The organism is Dethiosulfovibrio faecalis (assembly GCF_021568795.1).
GTDB lineage: Bacteria > Synergistota > Synergistia > Synergistales > Dethiosulfovibrionaceae > Dethiosulfovibrio > Dethiosulfovibrio faecalis.
Map to the genome: position 1 here is coordinate 18,254 of NZ_JAKGUE010000001.1, position 17,841 is coordinate 36,094.

16 protein-coding genes are annotated in these 17,841 nt (G+C 57.4%); 15 read left to right on the forward strand and 1 reads right to left on the reverse strand.

Annotation, left to right across the window (positions count from 1 at the left end; translation table 11 throughout):
- The 8 genes from L2W58_RS00150 (at window position 1) to L2W58_RS00185 (ending at window position 5,870) form a co-directional block, all read left to right on the forward strand.
- Window positions 1–2,055, forward strand: a complete 2,055-nt coding sequence (locus tag L2W58_RS00150; RefSeq protein WP_236100914.1) for a prohead protease/major capsid protein fusion protein — start codon at window positions 1–3, stop codon at window positions 2,053–2,055.
- Between the two features lie 34 nt (window positions 2,056–2,089).
- Window positions 2,090–2,413 (forward strand): DUF2190 family protein, encoded by a 324-nt coding sequence (locus L2W58_RS00155; protein ID WP_005659043.1) that lies wholly within the window; start codon window positions 2,090–2,092, stop codon window positions 2,411–2,413.
- On the forward strand, window positions 2,413–2,730 hold the full coding sequence (locus L2W58_RS00160; protein ID WP_005659042.1) for a head-tail joining protein: 318 nt from the start codon (window positions 2,413–2,415) through the stop codon (window positions 2,728–2,730). Before L2W58_RS00155 ends, L2W58_RS00160 begins: the two co-directional genes overlap by 1 nt.
- A 15-nt stretch (window positions 2,731–2,745) precedes the next feature.
- Window positions 2,746–3,384, forward strand: coding sequence for a hypothetical protein (locus L2W58_RS00165; RefSeq protein ID WP_236100916.1), 639 nt, complete (start codon window positions 2,746–2,748; stop codon window positions 3,382–3,384).
- A gap of 4 nt (window positions 3,385–3,388) precedes the next feature.
- Window positions 3,389–3,826: a hypothetical protein gene (locus L2W58_RS00170; protein WP_236100918.1), complete on the forward strand. Its 438-nt coding sequence runs from the start codon at window positions 3,389–3,391 to the stop codon at window positions 3,824–3,826.
- 16 nt (window positions 3,827–3,842) lie between these two features.
- Complete coding sequence (locus tag L2W58_RS00175) at window positions 3,843–4,613, forward strand: hypothetical protein (RefSeq protein WP_236100920.1); 771 nt, start codon at window positions 3,843–3,845, stop codon at window positions 4,611–4,613.
- The gene (locus L2W58_RS00180) at window positions 4,613–5,170 is read left to right on the forward strand and encodes a hypothetical protein (protein WP_236101333.1); all 558 of its coding nucleotides are present in this window, start codon (window positions 4,613–4,615) and stop codon (window positions 5,168–5,170) included. Before L2W58_RS00175 ends, L2W58_RS00180 begins: the two co-directional genes overlap by 1 nt.
- Window positions 5,171–5,417: 247 nt before the next feature.
- Window positions 5,418–5,870, forward strand: a complete 453-nt coding sequence (locus L2W58_RS00185; RefSeq protein WP_236100921.1) for a hypothetical protein — start codon at window positions 5,418–5,420, stop codon at window positions 5,868–5,870.
- Window positions 5,871–5,964: 94 nt separating this feature from the next.
- Here the strand turns inward: L2W58_RS00185 and L2W58_RS00190 are convergent, their stop codons facing one another.
- Window positions 5,965–6,138: a hypothetical protein gene (locus L2W58_RS00190; RefSeq protein ID WP_236100923.1), complete on the reverse strand. Its 174-nt coding sequence runs from the start codon at window positions 6,136–6,138 to the stop codon at window positions 5,965–5,967.
- Between the two features lie 537 nt (window positions 6,139–6,675).
- Here L2W58_RS00190 and L2W58_RS00195 point away from each other — a divergent pair.
- The 7 genes from L2W58_RS00195 (at window position 6,676) to L2W58_RS00225 (ending at window position 17,823) form a co-directional block, all read left to right on the forward strand.
- Window positions 6,676–7,650 carry a BRO-N domain-containing protein gene (locus tag L2W58_RS00195; protein WP_236100925.1) on the forward strand — a complete coding sequence of 325 codons (975 nt, stop codon included), beginning with the start codon at window positions 6,676–6,678 and terminating at the stop codon, window positions 7,648–7,650.
- A gap of 71 nt (window positions 7,651–7,721) precedes the next feature.
- A complete protein-coding gene (locus L2W58_RS00200) occupies window positions 7,722–10,349 on the forward strand; it encodes a phage tail tape measure protein (protein ID WP_236100926.1) in 2,628 nt (875 codons plus the stop codon).
- Between the two features lie 13 nt (window positions 10,350–10,362).
- The gene (locus L2W58_RS00205) at window positions 10,363–10,725 is read left to right on the forward strand and encodes a hypothetical protein (RefSeq protein WP_236100927.1); all 363 of its coding nucleotides are present in this window, start codon (window positions 10,363–10,365) and stop codon (window positions 10,723–10,725) included.
- Window positions 10,726–10,728: 3 nt separating this feature from the next.
- Entirely contained in the window at window positions 10,729–11,505 is a 777-nt protein-coding gene (locus L2W58_RS00210; protein ID WP_236100929.1) for a hypothetical protein, read from the forward strand.
- On the forward strand, window positions 11,505–13,979 hold the full coding sequence (locus L2W58_RS00215) for a hypothetical protein (RefSeq protein ID WP_236100930.1): 2,475 nt from the start codon (window positions 11,505–11,507) through the stop codon (window positions 13,977–13,979). Before L2W58_RS00210 ends, L2W58_RS00215 begins: the two co-directional genes overlap by 1 nt.
- Window positions 13,976–16,795: a hypothetical protein gene (locus L2W58_RS00220; protein ID WP_236100931.1), complete on the forward strand. Its 2,820-nt coding sequence runs from the start codon at window positions 13,976–13,978 to the stop codon at window positions 16,793–16,795. The genes L2W58_RS00215 and L2W58_RS00220 overlap by 4 nt, the downstream gene beginning before the upstream one ends.
- Window positions 16,765–17,823, forward strand: coding sequence for a hypothetical protein (locus L2W58_RS00225; protein WP_236100932.1), 1,059 nt, complete (start codon window positions 16,765–16,767; stop codon window positions 17,821–17,823). The genes L2W58_RS00220 and L2W58_RS00225 overlap by 31 nt, the downstream gene beginning before the upstream one ends.
- Window positions 17,824–17,841: the final 18 nt, after the last annotated feature.

A 17,841-nucleotide genomic window follows, 5' to 3' on the forward strand; every position in this document is an offset into this window, starting at 1 on the left:
GTGACCGGTTTTAGAGGTGAGAGGGCTGGAACCTGCTACAGGGATGTCCCTGTAGACGGGACCTACTACAGGGAGATAGCCGGAGTTGAAACCAAGGGCACTGAGAGCTCCAGAACGGTGGAGCTCTCTTTTTCGTCCGAGTCTCCGGTTTCTCGCTGGGGAGAGGTGGAATATCTATCCCACGATCAGGGTGCCGTCGATTTGAAACGATTGGAGGAAATGGGAGTCCTGCTCTGGAATCACAAATCCGACGTTCCAATCGGTTCGATAGAGAAGGTCTGGATAGATGAATCTTCCAGGAAGGGGCGGGCGCTAGTCCGGTTCGACGACGACGAGGAAAGCGACAGGATCTACAGAAAGGTTCTGGCCGGATCTCTCAAGAGCGTATCGGTGGGCTACAGGGTGGAGAACTGGGAAAAGGTTCCGGCCGGTGGTACGTCCAGCAACGGTCGTTTTGCCGGGCCCTGTTACGTGGGTACCAGATGGGAAGGACTGGAGATTTCCATCGTGTCGGTTCCCGCCGATCCGTCGGTGGGAGTAAACAGAAATACTGAAGGAGGAGATGACGACGTGAGAAGAGATCTACCTTTACCTGAGCCTGAGAACGGGGTAGGAAACAACGGGGCGGCTGCGAATCCGGAAAAAACTCTCCCCGAGGGGGAGGCGGGGGGACGGTCCGCCGACGGCGGGAATCAGAACAGATCCACAAACGACATCCCCCCTTCTCATAGGAATTTCCCCGTAGGAGGAGCTCCAGATAGCAATGTGCTTCAGATCCTCAGGGCCGAGCGGGAGAGGGTGGCGGAGATCCAGGAGATGGGAAGATCCTTCGATATCGATCTTGGCGAATTCATCCGTTCCGGTGCGGAACTCGACACGGTGAGAGCCGAGGTCATGAAAAAGCTCAAGGAGACGCGGCAGGCAATCTCCGTTCCCGGCAGGGTGACGGAGGACGAGAAGGAGAAGTTCCGTTCCGCTGCCAGAGATGCGCTCTTGATCCGCGGCGGTCTGCCCGTAGAGGAACCTGCCGCTGGCTCCATGGATCTGAGAGGCTACAGGCTGGAGAGAATGGCCGAGGAATGCCTGACCCGGATGGGCGAGCGGGTCGGGGGAAATCCCATGGAGATGATAGGCCGCGCCCTGACCACCTCGGACCTTCCCGTCATCCTGGGAAGCGTTGCGAACGTCTCTCTTATGGAAGGGTGGGGCGTTCAGGAGGAGAGCTATCTTAAGTGGATGGACGACTCCGGCGTCGTGACCGATTTCAAGGAACACACCGGGGCGAGGGCCGGAGAGGTGGACGATCTGCTTCCTCTGCCGGAATCCGGAGAGTACAAGAGCGGATCCATGGGCGAGGAGTCGGAGGCCTGGAAGATAGGGACCTTCGGTCGTACGTTCTCCATATCCAGACAGTCGATCGTAAACGACGCTCTGGGCGTACTGACCGATATTCCCCGGAAGATGGGCGAGGCCGCCAGGCGCAAGGTGGCCGACGTGGGCTACCAGGCTTTTCTGGATAACCCCAAGATGGGCGACAAGAAGGATCTTTTCTGTACCCATCACGGAAACCTTCAGCCTGCGGCGGCTTTCAGCTTCACCGATTTCGAGGCCACTTTGACGGCGCTAAGCCTCATGGTGCAGGCCATGAAGCGGCAGACGGACCTTTCCGGAAAGAGGCGGCTGAACATCATTCCCAAGTTCCTGGTGGTGCCGGTGGCTCTGGAGCTTGCGGCCAGGAGGTTCCTCAAACAGACCGAAACTCCTCTGTCGGTGGACACCGCGGCGAACAAAGCCAACGGAGGAGGAGCAAACCCCTACGCCGGAGCCTTCGAGCTCGTGTCCGATCCCAGATTGGACGACGTGAGCGAGACCGCTTTCTACATGGCCGCCGAGAAGGGCAAGACGGTAAAGCTGTTCTTCCTGAACGGGATCAAGGAACCCTATCTGGAACAGCAGCAGGGATGGAACGTGGACGGAACGAGCTACAAGGTGCGAATAGACGTGGGGGCCAAGGCCATGGACTGGCGCGGTTTCCAGAAGAACCCCGGGGCGTAGGCTTCGGGGTTTTCTTTCGAAGGAGGCGATTCGTGTGAGAACTTACGTGGAGATAGGCGGCAGGATGGATTACACGCCGACCGAGGATGTGTCCGTAGACGATGTGGTCGTTTTGGGGGGAAGGATCGGAGTGGCTACTACCGATATACCGGCTGGGAAGATGGGAGTTCTGGCCGTGGTGGGGGTGTTCCGGCTGCCCGCCGTGACGGGGACGGCCTTCGCTCCCGGAGAGGCTCTTTACTGGGATGCCTCTGCCGGAAGCCTGACCAGGGACGGTACGGGCGACAAACCCCTGGCGGGGTACGCCTGGACTCCGAAGGCGGCTTCGGCGAACTTCGGAGAGGTGAAAATCGACTGATGGGATCTTTTCGGGATCACCTGACATCTACGGTGGAAGCCCTTTTCAAAGGTGATTGGGCCGACACGGTGGTCTATAACGGTAGCGAGATCCGGGCGATCATCCGTAAGGGCAGGACCGGAACCGACGGAACGGGCTTCGGGTCGGACGGTTCCTCCACGGAAGGAACTTTGAGGATAAGACTTTCCGATGTGGATCCCTGCGAAGGAGACGAGGTCGTCGAGGCCGACGGAAAGGTCTGGTCGGTGGTTAGAGAGATCTCCCGTTCCATGACGACGGCTCTGTTGGAGATCCGGACGGATCGGTCGTTTCTGTAATGGGGAGGTGATCCTGTGTCCGTCACAGTTTCCTGGAAGGATATGGCCACTCCATGGGTGGAGGACGTTATCAGGGAGTTTCCCGAATTTCGCCGGAGGGCCTTGAAGTCTGTCGGGTGGATGATGCAGAAGGAGATAAAAAAAGGCATAGAGAGCGGAGCTCCCGGAGGAAGACGCTACGCTCCTCTGTCCGGCGTAGCCCGCGGCGTCAAGGCGAAGTCGAAACTCAGGGTCATGAAAAAAAAGAAGGTAAGAAGCGGACCTCTCGGCAAGCTTCGAAAGGCCGTGGGCTATCAGTATAAAGACGACGGCTCCCTGACCGTGGGGTGGCTCTCGAAAAGCGCCGTGTATCTGGGGTCTATGCAGGAAAAGGGACGGCGTCTTCCGGTTACCGAAAAGATGCGGCGGTTCTGGTGGTCTGGAGCCAGAGCCAAAAAATGGCCCAAGGTGCTGAAAAAAGGCGTACGTCTTCGGAAAGAGACGAGGGAGATAATCCTCCCCGCCAGGCCGACCATAGGTCCTATGAGGGAGGTTCTGGTTCCCAGAATTCCGGGATATTTCGTGAAGAAGATCGACGGCTACATGGAGGACGATATGAAGAGGTCCACGAAAAAGAGCAAGAGAAAATACAGAGTCTACGGAAGCTGGTGGTGACGAGGTGAGATTGACTCAGGTAATGATGGAGATAAGAGACTCCATAGCCCGGTCCGAAGAGGTCCGGGCTTTCTGTTTGGACCGTTTCGGCAGAGAGCCGACCGTGATGGCCGGATATAACGCCCGGCGTCCTCCCGGAAACGACGAGCTTCCTACGATCGTGGTCGCTCCCGACAGGAGTGATTTCGATGGAGTCGGTCGTGGAGAGCACAAGATAGATCTCATGTGGGCGGTGTTGAACGACGGAGGAGAGGAGCGGGACGGCAACAAGATAACGTTCCCCGGCTTTCTGCAGGTGGACGAACTGGGTGAGCTGGTGCTGTCCTCCCTGGAGGTGGTGGGGAGCGAGTACAGAATAACCTACACCGGATACGATCTTTTCAGCTCCGATCAGTCTCCCGCCTTCGTGGGGGAGATGGAGCTGACGGTTACGGAATGGTGAGAGAGGGGCGATAGGAATGGCGAACGTAAGGAATTCCAACGATATAGTTCTGGGATCCGGCCGCATGTTCCTCGACGGCGAGGATGTCGGTCAGCTGAAGGACGATCTGACCTTCGAGCACGGAAAGGAGATGTACGAGCTGAAAGCCGGGTTCCCGGCGACGGTGGTCCTTTCTGCTCTGGTCAGTGAGGAGCTGACCCTGAGCTTCAATCTGCTGGAGACGAACCTGGATATGGTCTGCCGTCTGATGCCGGAATACGATCCGGTAACAGAAAACGCCGGAACCGCCACCGTCGCCGACGAGCTTGTGACGCTGTTCGATTCCGTCCATACCATGCTCGGCAAGGGCAGGGTGGAGGGGGACGCCACGGTAACCACCGTGGACGGCACGGCTTTGACCGAGGGAGTGGACTATTATCTGGACCGGTTGAACGGAACCATCTACAGAGTGCCCGACTCCGCCAAGATAGCCGACGGCGACGACGTCAAGGCGTGCTACACGTATAAAACCTACGAAAGCAAAGGGTTCGGCGTCGGCGGCGGAACCTCGACGGACAAGACTTTCCGGGTCGATTTCTATCACAAGCGCAGAGACGGAAAGTATCGTCACGTCCGGATATGGAAGGGCAAGGTGAAGGGTAACTTCTCCATGGCGTTCAAGGAGGCTTCCGAGTCGCCTCTGGCCGTGGAGGTTACGGCCATAGCGGACAGCACGAAACCGGCGGGGCGTCAGCTTATGACGGTTATGGATGTGCCGGCGGAGGCGGTTCCCGGAGGGGGCTGGTGATGCGCCATTTCCCCGAGCCTGCCCGGTTGGTCGTTACCATAGGCGGGCGGCCTCATAAACTGCGGTATCTGACGAGGGCGGACGTTTCCGCCCTCGTCGTGTCCATAAGGGAGCTGTGCGACGGCGAGATTCCCGAAGACGGCAGAGAGGCCATGGATGCCTTGCTTGCAGAACGGAGGGTTCTGGACCCTATATTGATGGATGCCTTCCCTACGGCGGATTCCATTCCGGCGGAGGATGCCGATGTGAAGTCCGGTCTATTGGCCATAGTCTGGGAGGTCAACAAGGTGCCGGATATATTGGAGGATCTCAAGACCCACGGCGAGGACGGAGCGGACGACTCGGAGGGGGATCCTCTGGCATGGCCGAAGTTCTGCCTTCATATGAGGCGTAACTTCGGAATAGACGAGGAGACCATGTTCCATCGCTGGACCTACTGGCAGTTCGTGGGCTTTATCGAGGCCGCACAGGAAATCCTGGACCCCGACGAAGAGCGGGGCAAGGGAAAGCGACGGACGATAGAGGACCTGGTAAAGGATGGGGTTGCGGGGATGTAGGGGTGGAATGTTGTCGATGCTACGACACTATCGTATAATTAGTAGGCATCGGAAGGGAGGAGAGTTCCATGAAGAGAAAAGCATGTTTCAGCCGAAGTGTCGTTTTACTCGCTGCGGAGCGTGTCCGCTCTGGAGCTTGTCCTGTGTCTTGCCCTACTGTGAGAACGGAAAAAACGCAGGAGGAGATCGACAGAGCTTTTAGAGCTGCGTCCAAGGCGTTGGATCGCTCGGAAAGTCGATAGGCTGCATGTCTCGCAAGCAGTTCAATTTCATCTACGATAAGCTTGTAAAGGACGAGAACGATATTCTCGGCCATATCGCTTACTCGATATATAAAAACCAAAAACGTGAGGAAATAGCGAAGATAAAGTCGAAAAACGGAGGTGCCGACGTTACTGACGAGGACTTGGCTCCGTTTGTAGACCTATCTCAAAGCAACTCCCAGGTTGGGTTTTATAAGGATAGAGCAACGGCGCTTGCTCAACTATTTCTTGATGAGGTCGTAGGACAAGAGCTGGAAGAGGCGAAACGAAAACAAGAGGCGGATTTCATCCGTAACCACAAGGCACATGGTTTTATATACGGTGTTTTGCAGGGGTTTGTCGCCTCGGTGTTGTTCGTGCTTGTCGGGCTCGTTTTCCTAATTTATACCGGTGGAGCGGCCGTGGTTGGCAGAGCTCTAATTGAAATAGCGAAATGAAAGGTCCCTCAGATGAGGGGCCTTTTTTGTTGAGGGTAATATCTATCTCCCTGGGCTTTGTAGAAGGAAAACATCGTGAAGGTTTCTCTTGGCTTTAAAGATGGCGAAGGGATTCTCTTTTACGAGTATATTTGGTGTCTTCAGGGGAGTCGTTGGGAACCTTCGGGAGGCACATCACGTCGAAGTTTTGCATCTGGTTTTCGGAAAAGCTCCCCGCTTCGTACAGGTCACGAGCTGTTTCGTGCATTTCTTCAAGAATACGGCTCATTGTGATGGACCTCCTTTGTTAGAACAATCCAATTTGACGGGATAAGCCCCTTTGAAAGTGTGGCATTGCTAAACGTATAAACATGTGATACTCTCTTTGTGGAGGTGATAATTTGGGAAAGCGAAAATCATTTACCACGACGATTGACTCCGATATCCAGAAGCAATTCAAGTTGGCGTGCGTCGAGCGGGATGAAAAAATGAACGATGTTTTGGAACGATTCATGGTTTACTACATTGAGGAGAAGAAAAAACCCGAATAACCGATCATCTTGGCGGAGACGGTTACTCGGGCCCAACAGCAAGGGGCAAAGCCCTCACATGGGTTAATTGTACCATGTAGATGGCTCCCTGTCCCTATGGACGTAAGGGGGCTTTTTTTATGCTCGAAATTAAGGAAAAAGCAGGAAGTAAGAATGTTCAAGGCCGGGAATTGATAAAAAGGGCTGTAGATGACGTTTTTTCGTATAGATCGTCGGGGTTGCGTGATCTGCCTGAAAACGTCGATAAGAGAACTTTTTATGGCTGGGTCGTGTATGTGGCATGGCTTTACGTAAATCGGATGGAGGTACAGGGGCGTTCCGTCGATCTATCGGAAACCGTCGCCGTGATGGAAAGAAACGACGAGAAAGGCGAGATAAGGTCCGTTTTCGATTTTTTTCGTGCCGCAGAGAGCCGAAGGGAGGCAGAAGAGATGATAGACGTGTTGGAGGTTAATCCCGTAGCTGGTGATTCTGATTTGAGGTTATTCGAGTTCGAGCGGAAGCCCGTAAGGATTGTCTTTATAGACGGTAATCCTTGGTGGGTGGCTAAGGATGTGTGTGAGGTTTTGGAGATTTCGCGAGTAGATAGCGCTCTGAGGGCTTTGGACGCAGACGAAAAGGGTACTCAAATTTTGAGCACCCCCGGAGGAGACCAGGCAATGTCTGTTATTTCCGAATCCGGTCTCTACACGCTGATCATGCGGTCGAACAAGCCAGAGGCCAAACGATTCAAACGCTGGGTTACCCACGAGCTTCTGCCGACCATACGAAAAACCGGGAGCTACGCTCTTCCCGGCGTCGATCCATCCAAGAACGGCAGAAAGGAAGAGCTTGCGGAGAAACGTCTCGCCATCATGGAGCGAAACGCCAACTGTCGAATGGCCAAGATGATCCTGAAGGGCATGGACGCCTTCAGGGACGTCATGACCAAAGAGTCCAAGACCGTCTTTATGGCCAAGTACGGCGAGCTGGTTACAGACGCCGATCTGACCCGTCTGCTTCCCAGATCCGCCGAGCCGATGTACTCGGCCACCGATATAGGGAAGGAGTGTGGAGTATCCGCCCAGGTGGTGGGGAAGGTGTCCAAGTCCCATCATCTGAAGAGCCCGGCGGGGGAGGACGGAGAATACGGCTACTGGATAAGAAGCAAGTCCCGCTATTCCAGCAAGGAGGTCAACACCTTCGTGTACAACGAAAGAGGCAGGGAGTGGTTTATGGATCACTTCGGTATAACTGCCATGGTGGAGTAGAGGTTGACCAATCCTGATTAAAGTCGTCCCTCAGGGGCGGCTTTTTTTTATTTCTCTCCGGAGGTGATCTTTTGTCCAAGCGGGACGTACAGATAAACGTAGGGGCTCGTGTAGATCAGGCCGTGAGCGCCTTCGACAGATTGCAGAAAACCCTCTATCTGAACGGTCACCGCCTGGAGACCTACGGCCAGTCGGTAGGGAAGGTCTTCGATCCGGCTATGAAGGGGCTGGTGGCGGCAGGCCTTGCGGCCAAAGCCGCCGCCGCGGGAACCGGATTGGCCGCTTTCTCGGTGGCTCAGGACCTCGAGGAGGCCATGGCGGTCGTCGTCCAGAAAACCGGAGAAGGCGAAGAGGCCCTGAAAGAATACGAGGACATCGTCAGAAGGCTTTTCAGGGAAAACCCGGTGTCCGGATACGGAGAGGTGGCCCAGGCTCTGGCGGCTGTTCGGGTGGCGACCGGGGCCGCCGGTGAGGCTCTGGAGAAACTGACCCAGCAGTATCTGTCCCTGTCGGACGTCACCGGAGTGGATCTCAACAACGCGGTTCGTCTGGGTTCCAGGCTCTTCGGAGACTGGTCCATCTCGACGGATAAACAGACCGAGGCGCTGGATGCGCTGTTCGTTGCGTCCAGATCGACGGGGGCTTCCATAGAAAACCTGGCGGAGAAGGCCGTTACCTATGGAACCAAGTTCAGGCAGCTGGGTTTCTCCCTGGAGGAGGCTCTCGGGTTGTTGGGCAAGTGGGAAAAGGAAGGGGTCAGCACCGAAAAGGCCCTCTCCGGTCTTGGCCAGGCGATAACCAACATGACCCGAAGCGGTGTCCGGAATCTGGTTCAGGGATGGAAGGACCTTACGAATAGCATAAAGAACGCCACCACCGAAGGAGATGCCATAAACAAGGCCGTGAAATACTTCGGCGCCGATGCAGGTCCGGACATGGCGGCGGCTATCAGGGAGAACCGCTTCGAGCTTGGAGCGTTGGTGGATGTCTTGTCGAAGGCCGAGGGAGCGATCGAAACGGCCGACGAGGAAACATCTACGTTGATAGAGTCTCTTCAATCACTTAGGAATACCGCGAAAGACAAGCTCCTTGAGCCGTTGGGAGACGAGGTGTCTCGATATGTCGCCCACGTTGCCGAACTGCTGGAGGTTCTCGTCGAATGGGCGGACGAGAACCAGGTGCTTAAGGGTTCGGTTGATGCCTTCTTCGAAGGATTGGGGTTAGGCAATATACAAGTGGAAGAGTTCAAAGAGGCGTTGCAGAAGGTCGATGTCGCCTCCTTCACCGATCAGTGCGAGACCTTCGGCAGAATGCTGAAGGCTATCTATCGATCGTTTAAGACCATAGCCGACATGATCCCCTGGGAGCTCCTGATAGAACACGCCGACAGCCTGACCAAGATCATAATATACGGGTGGGCCTCCGGTAAGGTTTTGTCCATAGCCGGAGGAGTTCTAAGCCTTGCGGGATCTTTTGGCGATTTGGCCGACATGATGGAGAAGTTCAACAAGGTGGCGGCTTTTATCGAGGGTACTTTCATCGCTAAGTGGCTTATAAAAAGCGGGGCGGCATTATCGGAGACGATCGATAAGTTGGGAGACAGTGGACGACTGTCCCGCTGGGCCAAGGACTTTCGCAACGAGATGCGGGCGTTGATCAAGTACAAGGGAGCTTTGTTCTACGAGCTTAAACTCGCTCTTGGCGGTGCCGGGGCGAATATAGGCCTGGATATGGGGCTTGAGGATCTGGAAAGGTTCGAAGAGGCCTTGAAGGGAGATAAAGAGGCCCTCGAAAGTCTGCCTGAACCGATTCAGGAATGGATAGAGAAGAACAAAAAGACGAGTGTATCGCTGAAGGAAACCTCCAAGGCCGTCGAGGATTTGGACGATAAGATCAAAAACGTATCGGATGATATGAAAAAGCTTGAAGAGGAGCCGTTGTCTCTTACGAGTCTATTCGATGATGAAGAGCTTTTTGATAACCCCGACGATCTCCTAGCCAGGTGGGTTAGCGATAAGCCGATCAGAAAGATAGATTTAGCCATCTCGGACCTTAAGAAGCGTGTAGTGGAGATAAAAGCCGGCGGCAAAGAGGCGATGGAAACATTGGGAGTCTCCGCCGAAGAGGCCGGTGCCGTGATGAGAGACTCCATATTGAAGGCGGTAGAGGAGATAAAGAAGTCTCTCGCCGACGAGGATCCCTATATGGCCACCGCCTTCGTATCCGCCATGGAGAAGATGGGAACGGAGGGAGGAGACGCTCTTATGGCCTCCATAGCCGGGGCCATGGGCAAGGGGCAGGATTCCATCGTAAAGATTCTGACCGGGGCCATTCAGGACGGCTTTATAAAAGGTCCCGCTCTGACGGAGGCCATGAAGCTCATTCAGAAGAGGACGGACGAGCTCGTCAAAAAAACCGGAGATCGGATAGAAAAAGAATATGCCGGTATGAAATTCAGCTCCGCCTTGATGGGAGATCTGAAAGCCTACCACGCCAAGCTGGAGCTTTCAAACCTGGGGGTTCAAAGCAGAATGCCGAATTTCTCCGGCAAGGGCGGATTCGGCGGAACGGTCAACAAGGTTTCCGCCCCTATATCGATACAGATAGGCACGGTCAACGTAAAACGTCCGGAGGATGCGGACAAGACCGGTCGGGAGATCGGCCGGGGGATAGTCAAGTCCTTCGATCTGGGGTACTGAGGAGGGTGGTCCCATGAGCTACGACCCGGTGGCCAACTACGAACTTACGGACATAGAGGAGATCCCCCACGGCGAGATGGTGGTCACAGCCTCGGGGGAGACTGTTTTCGTCCGTCGCCCCGGCGGCAGGGTCCGTTTCAGGGCCACCTTCCAGGGGCATTTCACCTCTCACCCTGCGGGGTTTTTCACGGTAGGGGAGGTCTTCTCCCACCAGGGAATAGAGTACGTGGTGGAGCAGATAAAGCTGTCGGGGCTTCACCGGATAAAGGCAGTCGACGGGGAGTTTTTCGACGGTCGGTCCTACGAGATACAGGCTTTGTCCACCAGGGCCTACGATGGAAGCCTGGCTATAGACGAACCTATGGCGGGGGAGTAGCCCATGGATAGCGTATCCTGCTGGGCAAGTCTGCATCTTTGCGGCGGGGAACCGCCTCTCTGCCTGGCTGTCAGCCTGAACGGAGAGCCCGAGACGGCGGTAGCCAACGTTACGAGGCAGGAGACCCACGATGCTTTGACCCTGGAGGTGGAGCCTCACACCCCTATGACGTATATAGAGGCTCTCCGCGTGGGGACGAATCAACTGACTCGCCCGGATATCAGGTTCTCCGCACTCACCAACGCGGGGAAGCTGACCAGATTGGACGTGTCCTTTAGGGGGCTGCGATCCGAGGACATGCAGGTTTTTCGTCCCTTCGGCTGGCTATGGTGGCCCGTGGAGGCGGATGCCAGCGTATCGCCTCGGTGGGTAGTGGACCGTCCGGTATTCGGAGAGACCGGACGACTCTGCGATTGGGAGGACCTTTTCGTCTCTGGGGCCATGAGATGGACCTCGGAACTCTCCGCCGTCCTTTCCAGAGGCGAGGCGGCGTCGGTGGATCTCTCGGGCGTTCCCGCCTGGGTATCGGGGCTTCCGGCGTCGGCCCACATGATAAGGCCCCGGGCGGATGTGAACGGCGTGGCCCGGACTACCAGAGAGATTCCGGTGTCGATACATCCATCTGGCGGAGTGGTCTACGGATGGGTCGGATACCTGCCGATGTGGTCGGTTTTCCTGCCGGTCGAGGGATCCTCCGGCGGAGATCCCATGATAGCGGTGACATCGAGGACCAGGCGGTCGGACGTCGCCGAGGCGGAAGTCGTATTGGAGGTGAAGTAGTGCGGGAAATACAGGCCCCGGCCCTGCCGGATGGATATGTGGAGTTTTCCTATAGAAGAGAATTACGGGCCCTCATAGGGACATGGCAGGGAAAGGTACTGTTGCCTGCGGGGAGTCCTCCGGAGCTTGGTGAATCTTGGACGGTCCCGGGGATCATGGAAAACGGGTTGGTTTCCCGGGCGGATAAACTGGGGGACGCCGAGGACGGACGGGTGTTGTGGTCCCTCTCCGGCTATGATGCGGGGTTCCGGCTCATGAAAAGCCCTTTGCTGCCTCACCAGATAAAAGGGTCCACCCTGGGAGATGTCTTGTCCGAGCTGGCGGAGGGGTGCGGGTTGAAAGCGGACGTGACTCTGGACAGAGACGTCCCGGTGGACGCCCGACACCTGGTTTCGGGCCAGACGGCGGCGAACGCCGTTTTGGACCTCTCCACCCTCGGGGGGGCCGTAGCCTACATGGTTCAGGACGGAACCCTGAAAATAGCTCCGCCCCGGCCTTGTAAAACCTATCCCTGCAAGGGCTTGGGGCTGGACGACGTACAGGCCCGGGATCTGGATCTAGACGGGTACGCCTCCGGCGTGGTGGTTATCCTGGGACGCCGGGGAGACGCATCCGGTTCGGGGTACGGCGACGGAGATGGATGGAGCGGATCCGGGGGCGGGTATTCCGGGACGACCCCTCCCGGTTCATTGAAGCGGATCACGAAGTGGGGGACCACCGCCTTGCCGGGTGGAACCCTGTCTTGGAGATATAACCTCTTGTCGCCTATAAACGTGGTCGAATCATACGAGGCGACTTTGTTTCTTCCCGGAGCCGGTATCAGAAAAAGCATAGTGTCGAACTACTCCTATGACGTGGAGTCCTCCGTGGTAAGAGTAGGCGACCAGGAACAGCGGCTGTGGAGATTCTGCCTCGTCGAGGCCGGAAGCATCGAGGACACCGCCGTCGATGCGGTCTATTACGATCATGCCACGGGCGGGTTAGCCACCGAGACGGTCGAGCACGTCATGGAATACCAGGTGAGACGATCCTACGACATGGATAAAACCCACATCTTGAAGGAAGTAGTGGAGATCGACTCGTATGATCCCGACAGGCGAAGAAACGACGTCCCCTACACTCACAAGACCGAACGGGCCTGGACGTGGGACGACGATCACGGATACAGAGGGCTCACCGAGAGGGAATGGAGCTATGAGGAGAGAGACGTCGGAGAGGCGGACCTGGTGACGGGATCGGACGGGAACCCTCTTACCTGGGTGGGGAGCGACGGCCAGACCAGGTACATACAGCTTCCGGCCTATCAGACCACCACGATGATAAAGAGGGAGCGGCAGAGACAGATAGACGAGGTTTTCGACGACGACGGTAAATGCGTCACCCGGATAGAGAGGACGACCGACGACAACGGACTGGCGGATATGTTGGAGAGAGGGCTTTTCGGCGACCTTTACGACCCTGAAAACTCCAGGGCCGGGGAGGCCCTGGCTCAGATGAAAACGCTACTGCAAGACGGCTCCATGAGGATAATTCAGGTTCCAGGAGGATCCTCCATCTCGGAGGAGGTCGGAACGCTGTCTCAGCCCGGAAGGAGATACAGGAAAAAGACGTCGGGCGAGGACGGTGGAAACCGCTATATCGACGGGATCTGGTCGGAAGAGACCTGCCCGTTTTTGTGTAGCGACGGAACCTGCGGGGTCGTAGAGTCTCCCTCGGCGGTCTCCGCTCCCGGGACGTCGAGGCCGAAGCCTTCGGGATGGGACGGAAGCGGCGTCGAGACGGTAGACGGTCCGGTCCACTCGACGGAAGACTCCGAATCGGATTCGGAGGATTACATCGAAGGTGATCCCTGCGGCTATCTGGAGGACGGAAAAACTCCGGGGTACGAGAGGTGTCCCAGGTACAAGGCTTTCCGCCATCTGGCGGGGTCGACCTCCGGAACCTCTCCGGTGTCTCCTGTGGTCGGGATGTCCGGAGGCGGGAGTATATGGACTGAGAAGGAGCTGTACATAGACGAGCATCTCTCGGAGGATCGAGCCAGGTCGATAGCCCAGACCATCGCAGACAACATCCTGTCGGTCAAGAAGGTAAGCAGGGGGATAGTGGAGACGGTCACGGTACCTCTGGACATGAGGGTCCATCCGGACGGAGGAGTGATGGCGGTGGAACACAGTTTCGACAGGCTACGGACCTCCATATCCTTCCGGCCTTCGGATACCACTCCGCCGGAGTATCTGATGTTGCTCAACTCCGGATCCACCGCCGCCAACGTCTACGCCAGGGAGAGTATCGGCAAGGGCCGGAGCGCCTTCGGGCGGGTGGTTGACGTCCGGCCGGACAGGGCTCTGGTCATACTGGGCGGTCGTCCGGTCAGCTGTACCTCCTCCATACGGATCAAGAGAGGAGACAACGCCCTTGTGTTCCTTCCTCCCGGGAGCGTCTCCAGCGGCGTGATTCAGGCGGTGATGAAATGACGAAAGCGAGAGTCTACACGGGGCCGGTCGGGCGGTTGTCCGGCCATGTACTGGGCAGGGTTCCCTTCGCCGTGCCGGAGACGGTTAAAATCCGTCTCCTCGATAGGGAGGCCGGGAAGCCGGACGAAACCGGAGAATTGATCGAGGTATCGGGGGATGGGCGGATCTGGCTTTTCGAGAGCGGTGTATATATATGGAATCGAGAAGAGGGGGTAGGCGAGGGCCTGTCCCCTCTTTCTTTATGCGATGAGGCGGTCCTGTCGGGGTACGACTGGGCTCTGGTCTCCGGCGGCCTGGTCGTGGACGGGGCTTTCGTCTCCGTGGAGATGCCCTGCCCGATGCCCGACGCCGCTAACTCCGGCTGGTGGGTGGACCGGTGCGACGATAGCGACACGGCTCCGTTCGTTCCATCTCTCTCCTCTGTTGAGTCGGCTTTTTTCGGCCGGTGGTGCTATACGCCTTTGAGTTTGGCCTACTGCTGGGAGCGGGAGGAGTACCGCAAACTTCGAGAGGCGGCAGACAACTCCAAAGGTCTGGAACGGGCGGCTCTTGCCGTCAGGCTGGAGGAAGTGGAGCGGTTCGAGATCGGAGATATTGCCGGTCCCTCCGGGGTCTACGGCGTAACCTGGTACGATTGCGACCCCGCCGCGGAAACCGAGATGGCAGAGCCTTCCTTCGGCGGGCTGTGGCTGGACGGTGGCGTCTTGTATGGGGCTGGGAGCAAGTCGGCTGGGAGGGCCTTGCTGGTGCCTACTTCCTTCGACTCCGACGGCACCTGTCTGGGGTTGTCGGTGGTCCATAGCGGAGAGCTCCAGGGGCAAGAACCGGGACAGGTTATCCCGGTACGAGGCGGAGCTGTCCATGTAGCGGGGGGAGAGGGGGATCCTCGAGGCCGGTTGTTGCCGGTCCGCGGTCCTTATGCCCTACATCTATGGGGGGAGGAAACGAGGCTATATGAGATCGAGGAGGGCTTTCTATCTCCCCGATGGGGTTATCTGGCCCTCCCCGGGGTTCTTTCTCTGGACGGGAAAGTCTCTCTCTGGTGGTCTTGCGGAGAGATCCCTTCGAAACTGGGAGGGGCGGCAAAGACCATGGAGCGATGGTGTTTCCCCGGAGAAGCAGAACCGGTCGATGCGGCGGGGCCTCTTCTGATCGCCGAGGCCCCCTGCGGGGCTGTTATCACGGATATGCGTACCATGCGGCGGCACATAGTCCCGGAGGTGGGAGATATCCGGGCTTCGGAGGAACTTAGCCTCGTCCGGTCCCATTCGGCTAACGAGAAGGTCTGCCTTGAAAGTAGCTCCCCGGTGGAGACGGTAGGCGAGGGAGGAGAGCGTTTTTCCCAGGACGTGAAGCCGGAAGACCTCTGCATCCCCTGGCTGGGCAGGGCGGGGGAGCCTCTGGAAATAGGCTGGTGGGAATGGCCGGATCTGGGAGTTCGGGGAAGCCCTCCGAACCTGGAAGGCTTGGGCGATAGCGACGGTTCAAACGACTTTCATGACGGAACTCACAGGGACAACCGAAAGGGTATGTCGATAACTTCCGACGGCCTGATCTACCTGACCGGGGACAACTACGAAGACGAGGCCCTCGATGTGATGGCATGGAAGTACGACGGTGAACGCTGGGAGAGAAACCGGGTTTCATGGCCCTGTGCCGAGCGGCTGGTGGCTCCGTATGGACAGGGGAACTACCAAGTTCACCACTTCCCCGGGGCCGACTGGAGTCTGTTCCACGCCCCGGTAGGAAGGATACGGTACCAGAAATTACTGGAGACCACGGACTGGTCTTTCCTGTCCGTCTTGACCGGATTGGGCGGAGGCTTCGCTCTCCACAACGCTCTCATGGTGCAGGAGGCTTTCAACAAGTATCTGGAGGACTCCTTCGGAAATGCGATGCTGGTCTACACGATTCCGAACCAACGGCTGTACGTCGGAGATCCCCTGTTCCGGGAGTGGAAAGAGGTGGACGTCGGACGTGGCTACTTCTGGACTTTCGCCGGATGGGCTACGGTCAGAGACGAGCCTATGGCTGTCTTTTCCAAATTGAAAGAGGCCACCGGCAACGACCCCAAGCCGGAAGTCTGGGGGGTCTGTCGGAGCGGGGCGCGCCGGATCGACCCGGAGGAGGCGGGAGAGGTAGGAGAAAAGGCCGCCGGATTGGTCCCCTCCACCTACTGGGCTCGTTGGGGAACCTGGCCGGGAGGAAGCGGAGGTATCCAGGAAGACATAGACTCCATTCTCGGGAACCAGCCCTGTCTGTATCCTCTTCCGGAGCCGACGGGGAACCCCGAGGCGGCGCTGGCGGAGAACATGGTGGAGAGGATGGATCTGTGGAGAGAGAAAGCCCAGGACATAAACCGCCCGGCGGTCGTGATGGGGCAGACCTACGATCATCAGATACTTTCTGCGGCGGCCATAGACCCCACCGTCCCTCTGGTAGATGCGAGGCTGGAGGTCGACGAGGACGGAGCGGCCTGGGTGATGCTACGACACTGGACGGGAGTCTGGCTGTCGGTGAGATGCGATACACGGTTGTCGCCGTATGTCTTGGAACAGCCGACCGAGTGGGAGCTGGTAAGTCTGGGACCCCGGGAGGACGGGGCGATAGTGGCTCTGTTCGGTTGCGGTAAGTGTTCCCTCTCCGTCGGAGATTACGACTCGATGCTGGCTTTGTTCGGATTCGGCAAGTGGTGGACGAGGATGGCTCTCCATTCCTGGTACGCCCGGTTTTTCCCGGTGGTAATAAGACAGTCTCCGGAGGAACTGGACCGGATGGCCCGGCTATGGAAAGAGGAAGAGAAAAGGGAGGAATAGATATGCCGATAATGCAGTTGAGAACGAGCGACGATGCGTATCCACTGAGCCGGTTGGACTTCGGGGCCATAGACACCGGGACGACCAGCGTACAGATAGGGTTTCGTCTATGGAACGACAGGCCGACTCAGGTGTCCGGCGAGTTGCTGGGGACCGCCGATGGAGCGAGGGTCAGTTTCGCCACCCAGTTCAAGCCGCTGGTGAATCATCCGGAGGCTCCAGTGGCGGTCAAGGTGGACGGCTCACCTGCGACGGGGGTCTCTGTGGACCACGAGAACGGTCTGATTGTCTTTTCGACTCCTCCGGCCGACGGGAAGGTGATTACCTGCGATTATGCCTACTCCGTAGGGTCCACCGACGCCAACGCCGTAATAGTCACCATGGAGCAGGTGGCTGGATTTGCCGGAGACGGGGTGACTAGATCCTTTCCCCTCCCGTCCAGATGTCTGACGCCGTTGAAGTTATTGGTGGGAGGGGTGGAGATACCGGAGGGGACCGGCTTCGAGATCCGAGACGACGGCGAGAGCCTGTACATAATGGAGCCTCCGGAAGCCAACGAGTCCGTGCTGTTCTCCTACGTGGACCCCGTCTGTCAGGGGGGGTATTACGAGACGAGGAGCTCCGGTCTTGATAACCCCTACGATCAGAGCAATATGGCCGACGATGCGGAGGCCGCTTTTTTCAAGCTGGGCGGGGCCTTCTCCGTGGAGAACCGTCTGGTTGGAACTGGAGACGGGAGTAAAAAGATATTCGACACCGGCACGCCTTTGATACGGGGAGTCTCGAAGGTGCTGGTAGGGGGGCAGGAGGTGACGGACTACGCCCTCAACAACGTAAAGGGAACGGTGACGTTCGGGGCCGCTCCGGCCGTGGATTCGGAGATCCGTATGGATTACTCCTACGAAAGGGGGCACGCCATAGGCAATATACGACAGTGGAGCGGAAGACGGTGTTTTCTAAGGGCGTCTCTGCCCTACGATGCGCCGAACTCGGTACTGACGGCCCGGTTCAGGGTCATTTCTCAATAGGGAGGTAATGTAATGGCG